24 protein-coding genes are annotated in these 20,383 nt (G+C 46.8%); 10 read left to right on the top strand and 14 right to left on the bottom strand.

Annotated features, from left to right (window positions below; translation table 11 throughout):
- Positions 1-32: 32 nt before the first annotated feature.
- From B5F87_RS14710 to B5F87_RS14685, 6 genes are all read right to left on the bottom strand, one after another.
- Positions 33-725 carry a hypothetical protein gene (locus tag B5F87_RS14710; RefSeq protein ID WP_087282335.1) on the bottom strand — a complete coding sequence of 231 codons (693 nt, stop codon included), beginning with the start codon at positions 723-725 and terminating at the stop codon, positions 33-35.
- A gap of 30 nt (positions 726-755) precedes the next feature.
- Positions 756-2,873, bottom strand: a complete 2,118-nt coding sequence (locus tag B5F87_RS14705) for a nitric oxide reductase activation protein NorD (protein WP_204245551.1) — start codon at positions 2,871-2,873, stop codon at positions 756-758.
- 4 nt (positions 2,874-2,877) lie between these two features.
- Positions 2,878-3,129, bottom strand: a complete 252-nt coding sequence (locus tag B5F87_RS14700) for a helix-turn-helix transcriptional regulator (protein WP_087282333.1) — start codon at positions 3,127-3,129, stop codon at positions 2,878-2,880.
- Between the two features lie 19 nt (positions 3,130-3,148).
- Positions 3,149-4,963 (bottom strand): AAA family ATPase, encoded by a 1,815-nt coding sequence (locus B5F87_RS14695; protein ID WP_087282331.1) that lies wholly within the window; start codon positions 4,961-4,963, stop codon positions 3,149-3,151.
- Between the two features lie 15 nt (positions 4,964-4,978).
- Positions 4,979-5,749, bottom strand: coding sequence for a hypothetical protein (locus B5F87_RS14690; protein ID WP_242964499.1), 771 nt, complete (start codon positions 5,747-5,749; stop codon positions 4,979-4,981).
- A 169-nt stretch (positions 5,750-5,918) separates the two neighbouring features.
- Positions 5,919-6,704, bottom strand: coding sequence for a single-stranded DNA-binding protein (locus B5F87_RS14685; RefSeq protein ID WP_087282433.1), 786 nt, complete (start codon positions 6,702-6,704; stop codon positions 5,919-5,921).
- 407 nt (positions 6,705-7,111) lie between these two features.
- On the opposite strand from B5F87_RS14685, the gene B5F87_RS14675 reads away from it, so the two are divergent.
- From B5F87_RS14675 to B5F87_RS14630, 10 genes are all read left to right on the top strand, one after another.
- A complete protein-coding gene (locus B5F87_RS14675; RefSeq protein ID WP_087282329.1) occupies positions 7,112-7,735 on the top strand; it encodes a TetR/AcrR family transcriptional regulator in 624 nt (207 codons plus the stop codon).
- The gene (locus tag B5F87_RS14670) at positions 7,732-8,622 is read left to right on the top strand and encodes an ABC transporter ATP-binding protein (RefSeq protein ID WP_087162313.1); all 891 of its coding nucleotides are present in this window, start codon (positions 7,732-7,734) and stop codon (positions 8,620-8,622) included. The genes B5F87_RS14675 and B5F87_RS14670 overlap by 4 nt, the downstream gene beginning before the upstream one ends.
- Complete coding sequence (locus B5F87_RS14665; protein WP_087162312.1) at positions 8,619-9,416, top strand: ABC transporter permease subunit; 798 nt, start codon at positions 8,619-8,621, stop codon at positions 9,414-9,416. Before B5F87_RS14670 ends, B5F87_RS14665 begins: the two co-directional genes overlap by 4 nt.
- A 6-nt stretch (positions 9,417-9,422) precedes the next feature.
- Complete coding sequence (locus B5F87_RS14660; protein WP_343215684.1) at positions 9,423-9,803, top strand: response regulator; 381 nt, start codon at positions 9,423-9,425, stop codon at positions 9,801-9,803.
- 31 nt (positions 9,804-9,834) lie between these two features.
- Positions 9,835-10,167, top strand: coding sequence for a winged helix-turn-helix domain-containing protein (locus tag B5F87_RS14655; RefSeq protein ID WP_242964497.1), 333 nt, complete (start codon positions 9,835-9,837; stop codon positions 10,165-10,167).
- Between the two features lie 210 nt (positions 10,168-10,377).
- The gene (locus B5F87_RS14650) at positions 10,378-10,881 is read left to right on the top strand and encodes a sigma-70 family RNA polymerase sigma factor (protein ID WP_158097058.1); all 504 of its coding nucleotides are present in this window, start codon (positions 10,378-10,380) and stop codon (positions 10,879-10,881) included.
- 3 nt (positions 10,882-10,884) lie between these two features.
- Positions 10,885-11,655: a hypothetical protein gene (locus B5F87_RS14645; protein ID WP_087282323.1), complete on the top strand. Its 771-nt coding sequence runs from the start codon at positions 10,885-10,887 to the stop codon at positions 11,653-11,655.
- Complete coding sequence (locus B5F87_RS14640; RefSeq protein ID WP_087282321.1) at positions 11,627-12,511, top strand: ABC transporter ATP-binding protein; 885 nt, start codon at positions 11,627-11,629, stop codon at positions 12,509-12,511. The genes B5F87_RS14645 and B5F87_RS14640 overlap by 29 nt, the downstream gene beginning before the upstream one ends.
- Complete coding sequence (locus tag B5F87_RS14635) at positions 12,511-13,746, top strand: ABC transporter permease (RefSeq protein WP_087282319.1); 1,236 nt, start codon at positions 12,511-12,513, stop codon at positions 13,744-13,746. Before B5F87_RS14640 ends, B5F87_RS14635 begins: the two co-directional genes overlap by 1 nt.
- Positions 13,747-13,822: 76 nt before the next feature.
- Positions 13,823-14,239 carry a response regulator transcription factor gene (locus tag B5F87_RS14630; protein WP_087282317.1) on the top strand — a complete coding sequence of 139 codons (417 nt, stop codon included), beginning with the start codon at positions 13,823-13,825 and terminating at the stop codon, positions 14,237-14,239.
- A gap of 54 nt (positions 14,240-14,293) precedes the next feature.
- Here the strand turns inward: B5F87_RS14630 and B5F87_RS14625 are convergent, their stop codons facing one another.
- From B5F87_RS14625 to B5F87_RS14590, 8 genes are all read right to left on the bottom strand, one after another.
- Entirely contained in the window at positions 14,294-14,698 is a 405-nt protein-coding gene (locus B5F87_RS14625) for a HEPN domain-containing protein (RefSeq protein ID WP_087282315.1), read from the bottom strand.
- Positions 14,699-14,807: 109 nt separating this feature from the next.
- The gene (locus B5F87_RS14620; RefSeq protein WP_087282313.1) at positions 14,808-15,245 is read right to left on the bottom strand and encodes a hypothetical protein; all 438 of its coding nucleotides are present in this window, start codon (positions 15,243-15,245) and stop codon (positions 14,808-14,810) included.
- Positions 15,246-15,262: 17 nt separating this feature from the next.
- Positions 15,263-15,946, bottom strand: coding sequence for a hypothetical protein (locus tag B5F87_RS14615; protein WP_087282311.1), 684 nt, complete (start codon positions 15,944-15,946; stop codon positions 15,263-15,265).
- A 20-nt stretch (positions 15,947-15,966) separates the two neighbouring features.
- A complete protein-coding gene (locus B5F87_RS14610; protein WP_087162279.1) occupies positions 15,967-16,542 on the bottom strand; it encodes a sigma-70 family RNA polymerase sigma factor in 576 nt (191 codons plus the stop codon).
- Between the two features lie 15 nt (positions 16,543-16,557).
- Positions 16,558-16,971, bottom strand: a complete 414-nt coding sequence (locus B5F87_RS14605) for a DUF3268 family zinc-finger domain-containing protein (RefSeq protein WP_087282309.1) — start codon at positions 16,969-16,971, stop codon at positions 16,558-16,560.
- A gap of 163 nt (positions 16,972-17,134) precedes the next feature.
- The gene (locus B5F87_RS14600) at positions 17,135-17,413 is read right to left on the bottom strand and encodes a hypothetical protein (RefSeq protein ID WP_087282307.1); all 279 of its coding nucleotides are present in this window, start codon (positions 17,411-17,413) and stop codon (positions 17,135-17,137) included.
- Between the two features lie 62 nt (positions 17,414-17,475).
- On the bottom strand, positions 17,476-17,838 hold the full coding sequence (locus tag B5F87_RS14595; protein ID WP_087282305.1) for a hypothetical protein: 363 nt from the start codon (positions 17,836-17,838) through the stop codon (positions 17,476-17,478).
- A gap of 67 nt (positions 17,839-17,905) precedes the next feature.
- Entirely contained in the window at positions 17,906-20,266 is a 2,361-nt protein-coding gene (locus B5F87_RS14590; RefSeq protein ID WP_087282303.1) for a VaFE repeat-containing surface-anchored protein, read from the bottom strand.
- Positions 20,267-20,383 lie beyond the last annotated feature (117 nt).

Genomic DNA, 20,383 nt, shown 5'->3' with positions numbered 1-20,383 from the left:
TTCCTTTCCTGCCTGTATTTTTCCGCATCTGATTATGCGGCGTATGGATATTGCTGAAATGACTGCTGTTCCTGCTGGCGCTGGGCCTGCTGGTTTACAAGCAACTCTTTTCCGCTTGTGATCAGCGGCTGTGCGATGCAGTGTTCCCACTCAGAGATATAGGAGTCCACCCGCTTGAACAGCAGGTAGAGGTCCATATCTGCAAGCTGGATGAAGGCGCTTTTTTCCATCTGGAAGCTGCCGGACTGCATATAGGAGCCGCCGTTTCTGTTCTTAACCTTGATCCCCCGCCCATTGACGATCTGGAGCCGCCACGGGTTCTTCAATTCCTGTCCGTTTGGCGTCCGGCTGTGCCGGGATATGGAGAACTGCTGTGCAGTAGAGAAGCCGTTTTGATCCGGCTCCCCAAAGATCTTGCTGATACTCCATTCAAATTCCTGGAAGCCTGCGGTAAGGCGGGTCAGGAAAAACTGGATCTGCTCCGGAGCCAGGTGGAACCGGGTGATGATGTTGCGCTCCCCGGTGCCGTTGGAATAGTCCTGGATGGAAACGCCGATCAGGGAATGGACCTTGTGGTTATTTTCTGAGAACTCCCCTTTGGCGTGGAGCTGGGCGTAGCTGGTATTGGGCGCTGCCCGCAGCCGGTCGTGGAAGGAGATCAGTTTTTTGTCATTCTGGATCTTACAGATCTGGTCAGAAGCCTTGTTCTGGTAAGACTGATTCATGGTTTTCACCTCTTTTTTCTTAAACTGGGATTATCTGAGATACTGTTTGATAAGAATGGTAAGATTCTTTGGAAGGTCGTCCAGACGGGTAATGTCCAGGAACCCTTCCTGGTAGATGCGCTGGATGGCATCCTTGTCCTCTCCGATCGCTGCCGCAAACAGGATGATATTCTGTCTGGCGTATTCCTGCTTGATCCCCCGGAGATCTGCTTCCGCCTCCGTGCCGTAATAACCGTCATCTGCGGGCTGGCCGTCGGAGATCAGGATCAGAAGTTTCCGCTTTTCCGGTCTTTGCGCCAGATGCTCTGCAACAAAGCGGAGCGCAGCGCCGTCCCGGTTGCCGTTTCGGTCTATCATATCCATCAGCCGGTAGCGGTCCTTCTCATCTACAGAATCAAACTCCGCATAGGAATAGAGGGCTACCCCACGGGAATCCGTGGAATGACCGTAGATGGTCACCGGGATGCCCAGGCTGACGCAGAAGTCATAAAGGACAATGGCTGTCTTTCTGGCATGGGTGATGCGGTCACCCCACCCCATAGAGCCGCTTTCATCAATCAGAAGCCCCACTGCCAGCCGCTGTTCATCGGCGGGGAGCCGGGTCCTTATGAAGAAAGAACCGTCCTGGTGATGGAAGGAGCGCATATCCAGCCGCCGTCCATACAGCAGGTTCTTCTGTTTCCCGCCTTCCGCCTCCTCTTTTAAGAGGGGCAGGATGGTACTCTGCAGGCGTTTGGATGCCCGAAGAAGGGGCGGCGAGATTTCTTCATATTGCCGGATCAGATGGTCTGAGATCTCCTGGATCCGGTGAATGGTCACATGGATCCCAGCATGGGCATTTCCGTAATGGATCTCATTTGCCGCTTTCTGCAATTCTTCGGATAACTGCTGTTCATAGGCTTCCTGCGCTTTTTCTGCTGCGGCTTCCTTTAAGACACGGGCAATATCCGCTGCCGCATCCTCATAGCCGGTGCCGGCATACTGAGGCGCATAGGTTACGCCCGGGTCATTGCCGTCCAAAATAGCGCTGGTCTTGGCAAGAGCCAGCCTCCCGCCTTCCTCCGCCATCACTTTTTCCGTTTCCTTTAATTGTTCCTCACGGCCTTTGGAAGAAAAGAAATCTGCGTCTTGCGGATCGGTGCCTGCGCCTCCTTTGGCGGAAGGGATATTTTTTACCTCCGCTCCGTCTTTTCCCAAAGGAATGGGCGTGCCGCCTGCAATCTGCTGATCCAGTAGATCCTGAAGTTCTTTTGCTGCTTCCGTTTCATTCTTTTGTTCCAGTTTTTCCCGCATTTCTTCTACCAGCGGTTTGATAAAGTCCCAGAACAGGACCAGCAGGCAGTTTGTCGCAGTCAGCCGCTCCTTGATTGAGGGCGCTTCCAGTGCCGTGTCGATATATTCCATGCCTTCAGTCAGCACATCCAGATATTCGCTGTCGCTTTGGAAGCGGTTGCTGATGGTGCCGGACCGGCAATAGGCCAGAAGCAGGTTGGTCGCAATCGTAAACGGCTGATAGTTCCGGCTGAGCTGTTCGTGAAGATCCGGGATCTGTTCCACCATCCGCAGGTTATTGAGCTGGATGCCCTTGCGGAAGCTGCCGGGAAAGGCAGCGCACATCCTTGCTTCAATATAGACGTCTTCCAGGATGTTCTGGAGAGAAGCCGCACAGGTCCGTAAGGTCAGAGATACGGCCTTGTCTTTTTCCTGCAGTGCGTCCATGATCTCTGTCTGGCTTTTCTGATAAGCGGACAGCTCCACGGAAGGATCTTCCGGGTAAAACGTGCCGTTCCCCAGATTTCTCAGGTAGAGGTTCCGGGTGGTGAAATCGGTATACAAAAGATGTGCCGTCTCATGCCCGGTCATCCCTACCAGGCTCAACGCCCGCAGGAAGCGGGACGGAAAGCTCTGGGTGACATGGTTCGCTGCATTCAGGTAGATCTTGTAAGAGTCGGTGTAAGCCAGTGCCGCATCCTCGGACTCATCCCAGGAGATCAGCGCCTGCAGTCCGTAGCAGTAACGCCCGGTAGCAGCCCGCGCCTGGGAAGTCAGATAACGATGGAAGGCAGAGGACGTAAAAAATTCCTGGTCGGGAATGGAAGTCTCCTCTTCCCGGATCATCTGTTTTAATTTTTTCTGGTTGCTGTTCAATCTTTTATTTCCTTTCTGTGAGATTTTTTGTCAGCAGGTCTTCCACGGAGCAGCCGTAATACTCTGCCAGTCTGAGGACAGCGTAGGCAAGGGGCGTGGACCTGCAGTTTTCGTAATTCATAATGGTTTTTGGCGGCAGGCGTAAAATCCGTGCCACCGCTTTTTGGGAAAGCCCGCCCCGGGATTTGCGTAAGTAGGACAGGTTTTTTGCAAGAAGTGCATACATTTCTGGTTCTGTGAGAGTTGATTTACCCATAGGATCGCCTTCTCTCTCTTCAATATGGCAGGACAGGATCCAGACAGCTTTCCTCAACCTCCGTGCGGCTGTTCGCATCTGCCGTAGCGGAAGGCAGGATGGTGTAATGGGCGGACTCCCGGATATCGCCGCAGACCATATAGGACTGCACCCAGGAAATCAGCTCCCGGACACCGCAGCATCCATCTGTGATCAGGTTCTCCCGACAATATTCCGAGATGGCATGGACGATCCGTGCCATTGTCTGGACGGTCTTTTTCTCTTTACAGCCGGTGATGCCAAGCACCCGCTCCACCAGGGTCTCCTCATCCGGCTCCATCAGGTCGATGAGCACACTCATACGGGAGATTACGGACTGGTTTAAGGGCTTGCAGCCTGCATAGTCATTGTTTGTTGTTACGACGATCACCATATCCGGATGCCGCTGTACCGTTTCACCGTTGGGGAGAAACACACTGTTGCATCGGTCCATCAGGGAGTTTAATCCCACTAGCACACCGGGATTTGCAATGACCGTCGGCTCCTGTATCTCAATCAGGTATCCGTTCCGTATTGCTTCCACCAGCGGCGTATCCACGTAGCGGAAATGCTGCTGGCTGGTTTTGGAGGCATAGTATTCGTGCATTTCATCAAAAATAGTATCAATGAGCTGCTTGTAGACCTGATCTTCTGTAATATTTTCATCGTAGGTTCCGGTCAGTTTTTCATAGGCGCTTGCCGGGTCCAGCATGATATCCTGGAAAGACGGATACTGCCGCTCCAGGGCAGTGCGTTTCCCGTCCACATCCGGCAGGATCTGCCCGAGCAGATCGAATACCTCTGTATTTGCGGAACAGGTCAGGCACCGGTAAGGAAGATGAAGCCCGGAAGCAACTGCTTTGGCTCCTTCCGTTTTTCCCGTACCGGCAGGGCCACGCAGAAGAAAGTTCCGCATGGGCTGTACCGTGTCCGTAGTGACTTTTGCGTGTTCACAGATCCGTTTGACTTCCTTCGGGATGATATACCAGTCCGGCAGTACCGGGACGGTCAGTTCCTCCTCCGGAGTCAGTACACGGGCAGGTGACAGGATATACTGTCCCACAAAATCCGCTTTCGCTATGACTTCCGCTTTCTTCTTAAAGGTGTTGCCGGGCTTCAGTACCTGGAACGCCCCGTGGATGATCTCTGTAGGCGCATAGGTTCCCGTTTGAAGAGCCAGCGGCTTCAAAAGCGGGATGACACCATTGGGAGCGATATCCGTGCGGATCCCTCCCGTTGCGAGCGTATCACTGTATCGGATCCGGCGATAAGCGTTGTCACAAAGGACAGCCGCCGTTTCTGCCGCCTCGTCCATGTCCGGATAACCGGCTGCACGGTATTCCTTTAACTGCTGGTATTTCTCATTGAACTCCTCATCGGAAAGAAACGTAGGCATCAGAGCGAATAACAAAGCAGTTCCTGTATTCTCGGAATCTTTAAATACATATTTCTCCGGTGTATTTTCCGTATCCGGCGGCACCGTGTACTTCCCGGCAATAAATTTCCCGTTTGCCGGGTTATAGACCACCACATGAAGTTCTCCGGTACGGCTGGGATATTCTGCCACCGTATAGGTATTGGTCTGGCTCCCGATTGCGCCCAGTTCCTCTGCGGACTTCCCGCCTGCGGGCTCCTCCAGTTCCATATAGGTCAGGACGGCCTGCAGCGTAGCCGCATGGAGCGTGCTTCTCTTCTGCGGCTGGGTACAGTATTTGGATGCGATATTCTTAAATACGGCGTCATCCGTATAGTCTTTGAAAGGTTCTGGGAGCGTGCGCTGGAAAGTCCAGCTCTCCACTAATTTTCCACTTGCCATTGTTGCTTTTCCTCCTTATGCCCAGGTGATCTCCACTGCGTTTTCCGTCTCTGCCGCTTCCAGTTCATCATCGGCAAACACCTGCAGGAGTGCAGGCCAGTAGGCTTTGGGCGGGAAATGCTCCAGCTTGCCTTTTACTTCCGGATCTTTCCCGTTGAGGATATAAACGTCCCCCTGTTCTCCGATGAACAGCTTCTGGTGTCCTTTTGCCTGTAAATTCCCGATCATTTCCACAAGGAATGGTTTCCCAATCAGGGAGTACCAGGACGCAGGATCAACCTTTGGCGTATCCGGGGATGCGGATTTGTCGCCTCTCCGCTTCAACGCAGAGACAGTCAGCATCTGAAGATGCAGGTTTCCGTACTCATCCATAGACACTTCCGCAAAGTTATGATTACCGGTGTTCCTGGTAGATAAGCGGATCGCATCGCCATCCAGCAGGTGGGAAAGACGCAGAGGTTCTGCAAATTCCCAGGTAGCTTCCGGAAAAGCAGACTGAAGTGTATCTGTGATCTGGTAGCTGATCTGCCGGATCAGGATGGTTTCCAGATCTGAGTTCCCGTTTCCTGTATCCGTTGCCCTTCCAGTCGGAATCCGCAATTTCCGGAGTCCGGAAGCAAGCGGAGGGATGATAAGGATTGCCAGGGAAACAAGGACACCTGCAGCAGCGATGCCAGTCATCAGATAGGATTGGCTTCCCTTTGGGAGCAGAAATGCCGCCGCAAACAGGCACAATACGGTGATCTGTAACGTCTTTTTGATCGTTCTGGCTTTCTTTGCTTTCATGTAAATTCTTCCTTTCTTCCTAAACTTGCTGTGCCGCACCCAGGAGAGCCGATGATCGGCGTTCTCCTGGATCCTGTGCAGACACAAAAAAGAACTGCCTGTACGGAGTAGTCTCCGGGTGCAATTCTCTACATGGATCGTTTCTTATGAAATTTTTTGTGCGTCGGCATCAAGCGACAAAGGGAAGTGTCTCAGCCTGCTGTTCTGTAACCTGGGTAAATCCATCTCCCGGATAGCCGCCCTGTGTTCCCGGAGCTGCCCCGTTTCCAGGAGCATAGCCGCCGGAAGGCTGCTGGTTCGGATTGCCCTGTGCGTAATTCGGTGCGCTTCCAGGATTCGGAGCATAGCCGTTCTGGGGCTGTCTGTAACCGTTCTGCGGTACGTTCCCCTGTGGAACATTTGTTCTTCCCTGTCCTCCCCGTGCATATCCATTCTGGTTCTGTGGTGCGGCGCCTGCAGGTGCATAATTGCCGGCAGGAGCACCGGATGCCTGTGGATAGCCTCCCTGTGCGGGTGTCGGGTATCCGCCCTGCTGATTGGGAACAGGAGCTCCTCCGGGCTGTCCGTAGCCGTTCTGAGGAACGCCTCCGGGTACACCGGGATTGGTCCCGTTTTCATCGTCATAAGTCAAGGGCGCAAACTGCCAGTCTTTGACAACCACGCTGGGGCCGGAGTTTGGTTTTCCCTGGTTTTTCCCCTTCTGATGAACGAAGGGATGCAGCTCCAGATCTCCAATGATAATCAGTCCGGTGCCTTTTTTTACACCTGCTTTCATCAGGCGGTCTGCCAGATAAGAATTGAAATAGCAGGAATAAAATACGTTCTCCTTGTTTCCGTCCGCTCCCCGCTGGGGGCAGGGGATGTCCAGAGTCGTATAGGTCGTGTTGCTGTTCTTTGCCTGCACGATCTCAGGATCCGTTGTCGGCCTCCCTGGTAAAATGATGATTGCTGACATAGAAATTCTCCTTTCTGCCTCTTTGGGCGTTAAAATAAATAATAGTGAAAATAAAAAAAGTGCCATTACAGTGCCGTAAAAAACGGCATTATAATGACACGATTTTCCAACTTAAACAGCATGTGTCCTGGGTGAATGGCCCAGACTCCCATTTCGGGATGACACAAAAACTCAAATACAAGATTATAGTAGCACAAGATATAGTGGGTGTCAAATGCAATCAAACAATATATGCAATCAAACATCAAACAATATATGCACTCAAACAATATATTGCTGAATTGAAACGGATAGTATTTTTGCAGAAAATATCGGGAAGGGCTAAAGAAGTGATTGCTGGGACCTTGAAAAAAATAGTCAACGTATTAGAATGGAATTGACTGAAATAGTCAAAGGAGGTCTGAAAATTGTCTGCGGAGAAGTTTGAGGAATTACCGTCCGAAAAGAAAATGCGGATTATAAACGCAGGACTGGAATGTTTCGGGCAATACGGATATAAAAAGGCAAACACTGATTTGATTGTTGAAAAAGCAGGAATATCTAAAGGACTGTTATTTTACTACTTCAAAAATAAAGAAACGTTTTATCTTTACCTGTGCGATTTTTGCAGCAAAGTTTCTTTGGAAGCAGTAGATGTAGCGGAAATGAGTGCCATAACTGATTTTTTCGATATGTTGGACTTCGGGATAAGAACCAAATTGAAAATATGGTCTGACTATCCTTATATGTATGATTTTTCGCTGCGGATGGTTCTTTTTCAAGACGAAAAAGTTTCGGCTTCGGTTAATGATTATCTCGCTGAAAATTTTGATACCACATTCGATGAATACTTCAAGAACATTGACTTTTCGCGATTCAAAGAGGACATTGATCCGAAGTACATTTACAAAATGTTTTCGTGGTTATCCGAGGGGTATCTGTCCGAAAAGCATCGAACTAATCAACCGATTGTGTTTGAGGAAGCTATTGCGGAATTTGAAAAATGGAAAGCAATGATTAAACAGATTAGTTATAAAGAGGAATACTTATGAAGATGATTGAAGTACACAATTTGACAAAAGACTATGGAAACTATAGAGGAATTTTTGATTTAAGTTTTACTGTTGACCAAGGAGAGGTTGTTGGATTTCTGGGATCAAACGGTGCGGGCAAAACAACGACCATAAGACATTTGATGGGATTTATCCATCCCCAGCAGGGTATATCTAAAATTTTTGATATGGATACGTTCTCTGCGGCAAAGCAAATACAATCAAAAGTTGGTTATTTACCGGGAGAAATATCATTCTTGAATGACCGAATGACTGGCAATGAGTTCATCCGATTTATGATGGAAACAAAAGAGAATGTTTCCACAGAACAGGTTCGTCACCTCGTAGATTATTTTGAATTAGATACTCGTATCAAGATCAAAAAAATGTCAAAGGGGACAAAACAGAAATTAGGGTTAGTCGTTGCATTTATGCACAATCCGTCTGTGTTAATCTTAGATGAACCGACCAGCGGATTAGACCCTATTATGCAAAATAAGTTTGTCGAGCTTATAAAATCAGAAAAAGACAAAGGGAAAACGATATTTATGTCGTCCCACATTTTTGAAGAAGTCGAAAACACTTGTGATAGAGTGCTGATGGTTAAAGACGGACACTTGATTGCCGATAAAGGTATCCAGAGTATTCGAGGTACGAACAAAAAGCACTACACGATTACCTTTGCAACCCCTGAACTTGCAAAGGCATTTACACGGGTTCATGCTGACAGTACATTTGATGGAAATTATAAGGTATCTTTTCTACTGGATAGCTCTGTCAATGATCTTGTGCATGAATTAGTACATTACGATGTGCAAGATATAGCAGTAAGAAACCAAACAATCGAAGAAGTATTTATGCAGCATTATGGAGGAACTAAAGCATGATCCGCTCATTGATGAAACAAGAAGTAAAAGCGAACTATAAATTATATGTTATTTTTTTAAGTATCATTGCAATGTATGCTGTCACACTGGTGGCAATGTATGATCCATCACTAAAGGACAGTCTGGAATCATTAGAGGAAAGTATGCCGGTTGTTCTTGCTGCATTCGGTATGCAGGATATGGGGACGACCTTGCTGGATTTCATCATTACATACCTGTATAAATTTGTTTTGATTGTTACACCGTTCATTTACAGTATCGTAATGTGCTATCGCCTACTTGCAAAGTATGTGGAAAATGGATCACTTGCCTATCTGCTAAATTCAAAGCATGGCAGAACGAAAATTGTTATAACACAATGGGTCAATCTGTTTTTGGGGGTGGTTGTGATGATCGCATTCAATACAGGATTGATGATTGTATGCTGTTCCATGATGTTCAAAGGCGCATTGGATATACCCCGGTTTTTATTACTAAATTTAGGCTTGCTCGCCCTGCAATTATTCATTGCGGCGTTTTGCTTTATGTTTGCTTGTCTATTCAATGATGTTAAATATTCAATCGGCTGTGGGGCCGGGGGAATTTCGTTGTTCATCATTATGCAGATGTTTTTTTCTGTATATGATAATGCCAAAATTCTTCTTTACTGCAATCCATTGAGTTTGTTCAATCCAAGGCAGCTTGTCAATGGAAATATTGTTTCGGTTATTAGCCTTGTGGTTTTGTTGGGATTAACTGCTATTTTTCTGACAATTGGATTGTTGGGATTTAGACGAAAGGATTTGCCACTTTAAGAAAATATAGCTATTTCCTGTCGGGCGACGGCAAAAGAAAAACTGTCGTGTAGCAGTCCTTTTGGATTTTTTAGGTTTTCTGGTCTCTACTTTAAAAAGTATTTTGAGGTTTATATAGCAACAGGGGGAACAGATGTTTTGCGATTACTGGAACATCAAAAAGTCGATGCAATCTGTTCTGATTACAATATGCAGAATGGCACAGGACTGGATTTACTCGTAGAAATTCGTCAAAAAGGAATCCCTGTCCCTTTCCTGCTTATGTCTGGCGATGATGATTGCCTGTTTAAAAAACAGACAAAATTTTATGGTGGCGTTTTCTGTTGCAAAACCGATTATGATTTGATCGGAAAAATAAAAGCTTTGATTAACACTGAAACGAAATAATGTCTTTCGACTTTTAAACAGGTGATGCGTAATGGAACAGATCGAAATCATCCTTCGCTCCACGGATCCAACTGGAAAGGTGACAGAGCAGATCCTGGCGAAATTTGATACAGAGAAACTAGCGACAGATCATGATAAGGTTCTTCAGTATTCCGGTCTTTGCATTGATCCAGTCAAGCACCAGATTTCTTACCAGGGGAAGGTGCTTCCTCTGACGGAAACGTATGAATTTCAAACTCTGGTGTACCTTGCCGGTCAGCCAGGGAGAGTATTTACAAAAGAACAGATCTTCCAGGCAGTCTGGAAGGAGGAACCGGTGGAGGTAAGTGGCGCTGTATTCTGTATCATTGCAAATATCCGATAGAAGCTGCGGAAGGTTACAAAAAAAGAATATATCCAGACCGTGCGGGGAGTTGGATACAAATTTGTGGATGTCCCAGGGGAGTGATCTCCTGGGATTTTTCTACAAAAAATAAAAAAATTGATTAAAAGTTGCTTTTTTCTTGTTTTCAAACGTTATACCTTATAAAAGGAAGTAAACGAGAACAAGATAGATGAAACTAGGAGAATTTTTGTGTTTGAAAAAAAGCTTGTGAAAAAACTTATCTTCGATGAGGGTGAGATAGAGACGCTGATACAAGAAAACTATAAATGTATATATAGATATTGTTTTTATCATGTGAGAAATAGGGAGGTGGCTCAAGATATTACTCAGGATGTGTTTTTAAAGTTCATAAAGGAAATAGATAGATATAAAGAATATGGTAGGCTGAAGAACTATTTATATGTTATCGCAAAAAATTCTATCAGGGATTACATCCGTAAAACCAAAAATGTGAATTTGAAATTAGTGGAAGAAGGATATGATGATGGCGGCATAGATAAAAAGTTAATGCAAATGAGCATTTGGGAAGCATTGGACTCTTTGGATGATTTAGACAAGGAAATAATTATTTTGAGATATTATCAGGAACTCAGAATTAAAGATATTTCCCAGATAATAGATATTCCTGCATCTACTGTTCGATATAAATTGAAAAATGCTGAAAAAACGCTGAAAAATAGATTGGAGTTATGAAATATGATAGATAAACGGTTAATGAAAGAACTGGGGAAAATAGAGGTGCCTTTGTACGACATCCGGAAATATGAAGAAACTATTATGAAGGCTAAGGCAGTAAAATTGTATCCAGAAAAACAACGGATGTGTAATAAAGAATTTTTTATAAACCAGTTACGATTTATTAATAAGAAAACATGGCTTCTAAAGTTTATTATTTCTATCATGATCTTATATGTAATCAGCACTGAACAAATTGATATTAGCGGTTGGACATGGACCTTGATCGCAGTATCTGGTCCTGCGCTATGTTTAATTAATGCGAATGAGATATGTAACATATTTCAGCCAGGAATGGTAGAAATACAAATGACAGCCAAAAACTCATTTGGCAAAGTGCTTATGGTTCGTTTGATAACATTCGGATTATTTGATTTGATTTTTTTCGTATGCATGGCGTTAGGAATGTCTATATTTAAGAAAACTATAATTTGGCAGGTAATATTATATGGAATAGTGCCTTATATCATTATGTGCTTTGGATGCTTGATGATTTTAAATAGGTGCAGGGAGGAGAATGTTTCGCTGTATTCTTTAACCTGGGGAGTATGTTTAAATTGTATAATTATAATTTCCAAAATATCGGATATAAGAATATACCAGGCATCTTACTTTAATATGTGGTTAGGCATAGGGCTAATAGCTTTGGGGGGCACGATAATAGAGTTACACAGACTTTTTAAAAAGACAGGAGGAAATCTGGATGAAATTAGCTATGGAACATCTGTCTAAACAATTTAAAAATAAAATTGCGGTAAAACAGATTGATACGGTATTAACAGAAGGAGTATATGGGTTTTTAGGTGCCAATGGCGCAGGAAAAACAACGCTTTTACAAATGATCTGCGGAATCATTGAACCTACATCTGGAGAAGTTAAAGTAAACGGTGAAAATAATTTACAGATGGGAGAGCGGTTTCGGGATTTATTGGGATATTTACCGCAGGAGTTTGGATATACGCCAGGTTTTACAGCGCAGGATTTTATGCTCTATATTGCTTCGATTAAAGGTTTGCAGCCGAAATATGCAAAGAGAAGAACAAGAGAACTATTAAAGCTGGTTAATTTAGAGAAAGAGGCAGATAGGAAAATCAGAACCTTTTCAGGAGGGATGAAGCGACGATTGGGTATTGCACAAGCTCTGTTAAATGATCCTAAAATTTTAATTTTAGATGAACCGACTGCAGGGTTAGATCCTAAAGAACGTGCGTATTTCCGAAATATCATATCTGAAATGTCAAAAGATAAAATTATCATTATATCGACACATATTGTATCGGATATAGAATATATTTCTGATCAGGTACTTGTGATGAAAAAAGGAAGCTTTATTTTGCAGGGAACACCAGAAGAGCTACTTGATAAAGTGAAAGGAGAGGTGTGGTCCTGCCATATTCCAAATAAAGACTGGACAAAATTTGAAGCGCAGTTTTGTATAGCAAATTCACATGCATTAGCGAATTATGTTGATGCCAGAATTGTGTCTTTAGAAGCTCCAATTGAGGGGGCTATTAATGTTGAACCAACTTTGGAGGATTTGTATTTGAAGTATTTTTCGGATGAGATGGAAGTAGGTGACAGAAATTAATGGGTGGAATGATTAAATATGAATGGAAAAAGATATGGAAAAGCAGACTGACACAAATATCAGTTATAGGATGTTGTTTATTTTTGGTTTTTTGTGTTTATTCAAGCATTATTCAAATTACTGCAACAGATCAAAATGGCCAGACTGTAAGTGGAATGCAAGCTGTTGAAGTTTTGAAAGATACTCAGCAGCGGCAAGAATTAACACAGGATAGAGTGAATGAAATTGTAAATCAGTATTTAGAGTACGCTAATAACCCTGATACTAATTCCAATAACGAAGCGTACCATTACTTGTCTGAAGAAAAATATAGAACTTTTTATCAGTCCAACAGAGAGTTACTGAGTTTAATTTCAAATGTATATAAGGAACCTGGCAGTAGTATGGACATAAAGGATGTTTTTGAGGAAAATGTCGGTAAAGATTTTATACAAGCACGTCTTGAGAGAGACCAGAAATATATTCAATTAAGAGAAGAGCGAGGCCAGCTTACGCCTGTTGAAGCAGATTATTGGGAGCGTGAAGTGGAAAAAATACCGGAATATCAATATGGTTATCACAAAGGCTGGGACATGATTTTAGATGCACTGACATGGCCTGTTCTGATTATGATGATTATTTGCATCGGGATTGCACCGATTTTTTCCGGGGAATATCAATCAAAATGTGACTCGCTAATACTATGTATGAAATATGGAAAAAGCAAATTGATATTTGCCAAAATCATTACAGTATGGCTATTTACGACTTGTGTATACTGGGGAATTACATTAATTTATTCAGCAGTATATCTTGGTCTTCTAGGAACTGATGGAGCAGACCTACCGATCCAATTAAAATATCCTGCAGTATCCGTGGGATATCATTTAACAATGGGAGAGGCAGTTATTTATGCATTGGTTTTAGCATATTTCTTTACTCTGGGGATAGTGGGAATAACGCTTTTAATGTCTGCATTACTAAAAAACACATATGGAGTTATTATTATTGCTTTTCTTTTAATAATCATCCCAACCTTTTTATCACCAGATACCGGAGGATATACCTGGAGTCGTATATTGTCTTTATTCCCATCTAAAATTGCAGATTTCTCTTTCCAGTCCTATACTGCCTACAGTATAGGAAATGTGGTAATAAGGTGGCCAGATATGGCAATGATAGTAAACGGTGCCGGAGCTGTTATATTTTCTGCAATTAGTTATTGGATTTTTAGAAAACACCAAGTTAATAAATAAGTTGTAGATGATGAATATAAGCCGATAACTGAAATAATATGTCGTTAATTTGTAGTCATTTGAAAGCTGGTGAGAGATGAGGCAAATTGAAATCATCCTCCGTACCACGGATCCAGCTGGAAAGGTGACAGAGCAGATCCTGGCGAAATTTGATACAAAGGAGCCAGCGATAGGGAGTGATAAGGTTCTTCAGTATTCCGGTCTTTGCATTGATCCAGTCAAGCACCAGATTTCTTACCAGGGGAAGGTGCTTCCTCTGACGGAAACGTATGAATTTCAGACGTTTGTTTATCTCGCCAGTCAGCCAGGAAGAGTCTACACAAAAGAACAGATATATCGGGCAGTCTGGAAAGAGGAGCCGGTGGATGTAAGCAGTGCGGTGTTCTGTATCATTAGTAATATCCGCAAGAAGCTGCGAGAGGTAACAACAAAAGAATATATCCAGACCGTGTGGGGAGTCGGATACAAATTTGTGGATGTCCCCGGAGAGTGATCTCCTGGGATGTTTTCAATGAAAATCGTAAAGAAGTCTAAGAGTGGTGTCTGTTTATCCACAGTGTACTTTTTCTTGGAATAAAAGCCTGGAGGCAGTCCGATGCAGTTCTTTTGCCCTCGTCATAGATTCTTCCGCCATTTCTTTGCTTACGTCTGGAAAGGCTTCTGAAGATCGATCATCCTGTACTTTGGAAGCGGGCCGTACTACGGATGGGATTCCGGCTGAGAAATCAGGAACATTTCTATGCAACCTATTCAAACCCGCATTTGTACCCTTTGTAATCATTTTCTGCAGATCTATAGCGGATATTGTGCGGAGCCCCTGGGATGCAGATGCGTTGAAATGAAGATACGCAGATTTATAGTCATGATGTTCCATCATTGTCATGGCTTTTGCTAATTCATTAGTAGCCTGCTCGTAGTGGCCAAATGCTAACATATAGTGAGCGCGAAACATGATGCACCTCCTATGTTCCTGTGAAAATAGTCTAAGTTACATTACATAAAATATTCTACTTTATTATCAGAAAACAATCAATGGATGGAAGCAAATTGTTAAAATTACTTTATTCTTCTGCAGATACTTCCACCAGTTCCTCGTAACCGATCAGCGCCGGATCGTGAAGTGCTTTTCCTGGATTTTCTTCCAGCGCGTATTCTCTTTTAAAATAAAGCCGATAACTGTGGCCAGCCAGAAGCCGGGTATTTTTTTCCAGGCTGAAGCGGTATTCTTTCCCTTCCGTAGTACGGAACAACACCTGCTGATTCCGGGTGAGGGGCGATTTCTCCCGCTTAACACAGGTGCCTTCCAGGATCAGGTAGTCTTCCGTCTTGATGGTACGATATAAAAGAAGGAAGCGGATGATGCAGCACACTCCAAGAAGCAGGCTCATGACCAGCAGGATGGTATCCTTCTGAGACAGGGCATAAACGCCTCCAAACAGGACACAGAAAAGGCCGACTGCACAGATGGCAGCCAGCCGGGTGAATAATGGTTTCGGCATAGGGTTCTCCTTTCGGATCAAATCTTCTGGAACAGGATCTTCTGGTTCAGGTACAGGTTGCTGACCGCTTGCAGGATGGGATACTGGGCGTGGGTGATCTGCACGGTATCCGTAAGGGTGCTGCAGGTGTCTTCCGGCGAGGTGTAGAGCTTTTCCAGGATATCCTCTTCCTTCCGGATCAGGACGCCCCGCTCCATACTGAGCAGCAGCTCTGCCGTGGACAGAGACGCTTTCCCGGCAAGAGCCAGGACTTCCCGCTCCGTGGGCGTACATTTTGTCTTACGCAGGAGCCGGGGAATGTCTTTTAAACGCACCTGCCCTTTGGTGTAGAGCAGGAACACACTGGCAAGCCGGGGAAGGAAACGGTCCTCGACGGGTGTGATGGTCAGCGTTCCCAGAAGCCGGTACAGGGCGTCCACAGCGCTTACTCCCATCCCTTTTACCAAGAGGCCCCGCAGGAGCAGCCGGTTCAGGTAATGGGACAGCGGCAGAGAGATGGACTGGCCGGAGTCCGCACAGTTCTTTTCAAACAGCCGCTCCAGTTCCGGATAGGTCAGGATCTGGAAGGCCAGGCAGCTCCACACCAGAAGCTCTTCTTTGGACATCCCGTATTCCTTCTGATTATTGATCACATGGGGGACCGGTTTCCCGTTCACATTTACAAACTGAAGACTGCCGACAGCGGTATAGAGCGTAAGCATAAAAGTTCCTCCTTTATCGTTCAGGATAACAGAGCGCACAGCGCTGCATCCTGCTGTAAAAATCTGCGGGCTTTGCTCTGCCAGGCCCGGATATGGTTGGAAGGCACCTGGTAGTGAGCGGACAGCTCCTTGGCCGAGTAACCCTCAAGCTGGAAGCAGAGGGCCTCAATGCCTTTTTGGATGGTGCTGCACTGGGAGGCTTTGAGCGTCTCCAGATAAGCACCTGCCGCCGTATCTTTCAGTGCCAGGGGCGCTGCATCCGGCATTGCTTCCTGCTCCTGGCCAATCTGCAGGGCCGGCATAGCATCCAGCAGATCTTCCTGCAGCGGGCAGAAAAGATCTTTTCCCCGGATTTCGTGACGCCAGGAGTCATAAATGGCATTGCGGATAGCAGCTGCAGCGTATGGAGTGAAGGGGAACCCTTCCCCGCAGGAGACGGCTGCCCGGCACAGGGCCAGGTATCCGATCTGGCAAAGTTCCTGCCGCTGCTCGCTGGTTAAAGGGCTTCCGTTTGTCATTGAGCGGATGATCTTTGGGACCAGATCCATATGATCTTCCGCCAGCTGCTTCTGGGCGGGTGTCATGGGCTTTACCATCGCATTTCCCTCCCTTCAGCCTGCCGCCTGAAGGCGGGGGCGCTGGTTTGCCAGAAGTTTTTTGGACTCCCGGATCACCTGGTCACACATATAGTTCCCGAACATCCCGATGTGTGCCTGCTCATCGGAGAGGCAGAACTTGTCCGCCATCCAGTGATAGGCGTCGGGGCGGCTTAAGATCCCCCTCAGCCAGATCTGGTCAAAGATCTGATGTGCCAGCATCCGTTTCTTCCGAAGTTCCTGGTCTGCCAGCGTGCCTTTGGGGATCCGGGTTCCGGGATGGACTCCTACATAGGCGTCGCACCTGGGATAGTTGCTGCATACATAAACCTTGCCGCCGTAGGACTTCTCCCCATAGACGAAGGAAGCGTCCCGGAGGATGGCAGTGCCGCCGCAGTATGGGCAGCGGATGGATTTCTTCTGTTTCATAGTCTGTTCACCTCAATTTCATACGTATGGCATAAGTACGGCATACGTTTATCATTCTCTACGTATTGCTTACTTATAGTGTAAGGATAAAGGTGACAGATGCCCATAGGATGAGCGCCGAAACTGGTCCCAGATCCGGACCAAATGGCACGTTTCACCATTTTTACGGCCAGTCCGAGTAAAAGATGGCCTTGATCAGCGGAAACAGGCCGCTGTCCGTGAAGCGCTCATAGTTGACTGGTGTGAAGATGAATCCGGCGCAGAAGATACGCACCAGAAACAGGATCACCAGAACCTTGCAGACCAGGTACAGCCGCATGGTGCGGGGCGTCCAGGGCTTTGTGGGGCGGAACTTCCGGTACAGGATATACAGCATGGGGAGAAAGATCAGGGTGGTAAATGTCCTGTCGATCCAGCAGATGATCAGAATCAGATAACTCATGTGATGCTCCTCCTTTCGTTTTCTTACTTATCCCATACGTAGAAGCCCTGCAAAACGCAACTTTACCAGTCATAGCAGGCTGCCTCCTGAAGACGCAGCAGTGCTTCCGGAAGACAGGGGGCGTCAAGCAGCCCCTCTTTCTCCAGATAAAGCCGGTACAGGGAGATAAACTGCTCCATGGTCAATGCGCCGGCGCACTCGGTGGGCTCCGGAAGCCGGGCGAAAAGAAGCCTGGCATCCCTCATGAGGAGGATACAGGGCTTCCCCTCCGGATCCGGATGATACAAAAAGTCCGGCTGTCTGCAATATCCCGGAGTTTTGCAGGAAACGCAGCGCACATATACGCACTGGTGCCAGTTCCCTTCGCAACAGTCCAGGAAATGGCGGATATGCCTGGCATCCGCCGTACAGTGGGTTCGTTCCATATCTGTCACCTTCCATAGAAACAGGCGGTTCAGTAATAGGAACCGCCTGTTAGAGTCAATGTGTGGGTTACTGGTTATCCTTCTGTTTCCGTCTGCGCAGATACAGGAAGGTCAGTGTCCCGGCAAGGACAAGAGCGCCTGCCCCGATGCCAAGGTAAAGAAGGATGGGTGCATCATCCCCGGTCTTGACCGGATTAGAAACGGAAGGTGTTTCCGTCGGCTCTTCCGGTACTTCCGGAGGATTTTCGGAGAGATGTACGGTCTGTCCCGCATCGTCAATATCCTTGTGAGAGCAGATCTCCCGCTGTGTCCCGTCTGCATCTACATAGTAGAGGGTTTCAAAGACAACCAGGGATTTTCCTGCAAGGGAGCTGCCGTCTAAGGTAAATACAACCTCTACGGAGCCGCTGCGCTCTTCCGGTGTAAATGCGGTTTCAGCCGTGACCGGATTGCCGTCAAGAAGCAGTTCTTCCCCGGTTTCCTGATCCATCAGCACGCCCTTTAAGAGATAGGATGCCCCGGGAATCAGGTTTTCATAGGAAACCGTATCCTTGATGGTTACCTCGCTGTCGGCCAGGATCTCCTGATCCCCGTCCTCCCCGTCTGTGGCAGAGGTGCCGATCTGCGGGAAGTAGATACTTTGCGGATCGGAAGAAATGTCCCTGTGGGACGCAACCACCTGATCTTTATAAAAGATTTCCTCGAAGACCACCAGTGTTTTTCCGGCCAGTGCCTCTGCGTTAAACGTAAAGGTCAGCTCGGTGGTTCCGGAAGTCTCCTCCGGGGTAAATTCTGCTTCAGCCGTTACGGGCTTGTCATCGATCAGCAGCTCTTCGCCGGTTTCCTGATCCATCAGCGTGCCGCGGATCGTGAAGGTTTCCCCGGCAATGAGGTTGGTATATTCGGCTGTATCCGTAATGGATGCTTCCGTTTTCGCAAGACCGGTCTGGTTCCCAAGTTCCGGATTTCTTGCAGTGGTGCTGACAGAAGGCAGGACCAGGGTCTGCTCCGGTGAATCGAGATCCTGGTGGGAAGCGATTTCTTCCTCCCCATAATATAGAGATTCAAAGACAACCAGTGTCTTGCCTGCCGCTTCCGTGGCGTTGAAAGTGAACTCCACATCCACGGTCCCTTCCGTGCTTTCCGGTGTAAAGGTCAGCTCAGAAGTCACGGTTTCCCCGTCAATCTCCAATGCTTCCCCGGTTTCTTTATCCATCAGGATTCCCTGCAGGGTAAGCTCTTCTCCGGCGGGTACGTTGGAATAGGATACGGTATCAATGAGTGTCACTTCCTCATCCGCGTGAGCCATCTGAAGGCCGGTTTCGGAATCTTTCACCTGAGTACCGATCTCCGGGAAGAAGATGGACTGGTCCTGATCCTCGATATCGGCGTGAACAGCCATTTTCAGGTCATCCTGCCACAGTTCCTCGAAGCAGACCACGGTAGTTCCGCCAAGGCCCGTAGCGTCAAAGGTAAATTCTACTTCCACGCTGCCGGTAGATTTTTTCGCCGTAAAGGTCGTCTCTGCTGTGACCGGTTTCCCATCAATTTCAAAAGGTTCCCCGGTTTCTTTGTTCATGAGCGTGCCGACCACCCGGTACTCCACGCCTTTTTTCAGCCCTTCATACTCAACCGTGTCCACAATCGTTACCTTGTCATCGGGCTTTGCCATATGGGAGCCGCTTTCTTTATCCAGTGCGGTTGTAGCAATCTCCACCTTGTCATTGGTCAGCGTTCCCAGGTCGATGGTAACAGAGTCCCGGTACACTTCTACATCAAAGGTAAGAAGGTTTCTGCCCTCATTGGCTTCGCAGCGCTGTTCTTCGATGGTGTAAGTATCATAGATCAGGGCACCTTTGGAGTCATCCGGCTCGGAGGTTCCAAACCAGATGCCGTCTTCCGCAGTCTCACCCCGGTTGGTATTGGAGGTATGTTTGTTCCACTCTGCGGATGTGCTGGCATAACCGTTTTTATCGGTCACGATGGTATGGCTCTCGCCGGTTGTTTTGGAAGTAATAGTAAACGGTACGCCTGCGAGACGGGACAGATCCCCGTCGCTGACTTTAACAAGCTCCAGGTCCCCACGGATGACCTGGTTTTCAATGGATGAGCCGGTTTCGGTCAGTTCCACGATCTTGCCGTCTTCCGTGATGTCAAATTCCAGGGAGATACGGCCCTCGTTCAGATACCCTTCCGGTGCTTTTGTCTCATCCACCCGGTAATGGCCGTAAGGCAGGGCATCTTTCGCCGTGGAAGCCAGCCCCTTCTCATCCGTCACAAGCGTCAGGACGATTTCCCCGTTTTCGTAGGTTTCCCCGTCCACGATCACCGGATTGGCATTTAAGCTGGTGATGGTAAATTCTGCGCCTTCCAAGGTAGCACCGCCCTGAGCGGCAGCTTTCCCGGTTTCGATGTCACGTTTCTGCACTTTGGTCCTATGTCAAGAAAAAGTACAAATTAAATATGCCCTTTTAATGTTGAGTTACCCTGCTAAAGCTTCAGCTCTTTCATCTAATGCTGCATAGTATTCTTTTTCATACTGATC

It is taken from the genome of Eubacterium sp. An3 (assembly GCF_002159465.1).
Classification (GTDB): Bacteria; Bacillota; Clostridia; order Lachnospirales; family Lachnospiraceae; genus Anaerobutyricum; species Anaerobutyricum stercoris.
The sequence above is the reverse complement of the archived record's forward strand: the minus strand, read 5'-3'. Positions and strand labels throughout refer to the sequence as shown.

What these genes read in the sequence shown, in the direction of transcription:
- B5F87_RS14710 (WP_087282335.1), bottom strand. Translation starts at nt 725, where the DNA reads ATGAATCAGTCTTACCAGAACAAGGCTTCTGACCAGATCTGTAAGATC.
- B5F87_RS14700 (WP_087282333.1), bottom strand. Translation starts at nt 3,129, where the DNA reads ATGGGTAAATCAACTCTCACAGAACCAGAAATGTATGCACTTCTTGCA.
- B5F87_RS14695 (WP_087282331.1), bottom strand. Translation starts at nt 4,963, where the DNA reads ATGGCAAGTGGAAAATTAGTGGAGAGCTGGACTTTCCAGCGCACGCTC.
- B5F87_RS14690 (WP_242964499.1), bottom strand. Translation starts at nt 5,749, where the DNA reads ATGAAAGCAAAGAAAGCCAGAACGATCAAAAAGACGTTACAGATCACC.
- B5F87_RS14685 (WP_087282433.1), bottom strand. Translation starts at nt 6,704, where the DNA reads ATGTCAGCAATCATCATTTTACCAGGGAGGCCGACAACGGATCCTGAG.
- B5F87_RS14670 (WP_087162313.1), top strand. Translation starts at nt 7,732, where the DNA reads ATGAAGATGATTGAAGTACACAATTTGACAAAAGACTATGGAAACTAT.
- B5F87_RS14665 (WP_087162312.1), top strand. Translation starts at nt 8,619, where the DNA reads ATGATCCGCTCATTGATGAAACAAGAAGTAAAAGCGAACTATAAATTA.
- B5F87_RS14655 (WP_242964497.1), top strand. Translation starts at nt 9,835, where the DNA reads ATGGAACAGATCGAAATCATCCTTCGCTCCACGGATCCAACTGGAAAG.
- B5F87_RS14645 (WP_087282323.1), top strand. Translation starts at nt 10,885, where the DNA reads ATGATAGATAAACGGTTAATGAAAGAACTGGGGAAAATAGAGGTGCCT.
- B5F87_RS14640 (WP_087282321.1), top strand. Translation starts at nt 11,627, where the DNA reads ATGAAATTAGCTATGGAACATCTGTCTAAACAATTTAAAAATAAAATT.
- B5F87_RS14635 (WP_087282319.1), top strand. Translation starts at nt 12,511, where the DNA reads ATGGGTGGAATGATTAAATATGAATGGAAAAAGATATGGAAAAGCAGA.
- B5F87_RS14630 (WP_087282317.1), top strand. Translation starts at nt 13,823, where the DNA reads ATGAGGCAAATTGAAATCATCCTCCGTACCACGGATCCAGCTGGAAAG.
- B5F87_RS14625 (WP_087282315.1), bottom strand. Translation starts at nt 14,698, where the DNA reads ATGTTTCGCGCTCACTATATGTTAGCATTTGGCCACTACGAGCAGGCT.
- B5F87_RS14620 (WP_087282313.1), bottom strand. Translation starts at nt 15,245, where the DNA reads ATGCCGAAACCATTATTCACCCGGCTGGCTGCCATCTGTGCAGTCGGC.
- B5F87_RS14615 (WP_087282311.1), bottom strand. Translation starts at nt 15,946, where the DNA reads ATGCTTACGCTCTATACCGCTGTCGGCAGTCTTCAGTTTGTAAATGTG.
- B5F87_RS14610 (WP_087162279.1), bottom strand. Translation starts at nt 16,542, where the DNA reads ATGGTAAAGCCCATGACACCCGCCCAGAAGCAGCTGGCGGAAGATCAT.
- B5F87_RS14605 (WP_087282309.1), bottom strand. Translation starts at nt 16,971, where the DNA reads ATGAAACAGAAGAAATCCATCCGCTGCCCATACTGCGGCGGCACTGCC.
- B5F87_RS14600 (WP_087282307.1), bottom strand. Translation starts at nt 17,413, where the DNA reads ATGAGTTATCTGATTCTGATCATCTGCTGGATCGACAGGACATTTACC.
- B5F87_RS14595 (WP_087282305.1), bottom strand. Translation starts at nt 17,838, where the DNA reads ATGGAACGAACCCACTGTACGGCGGATGCCAGGCATATCCGCCATTTC.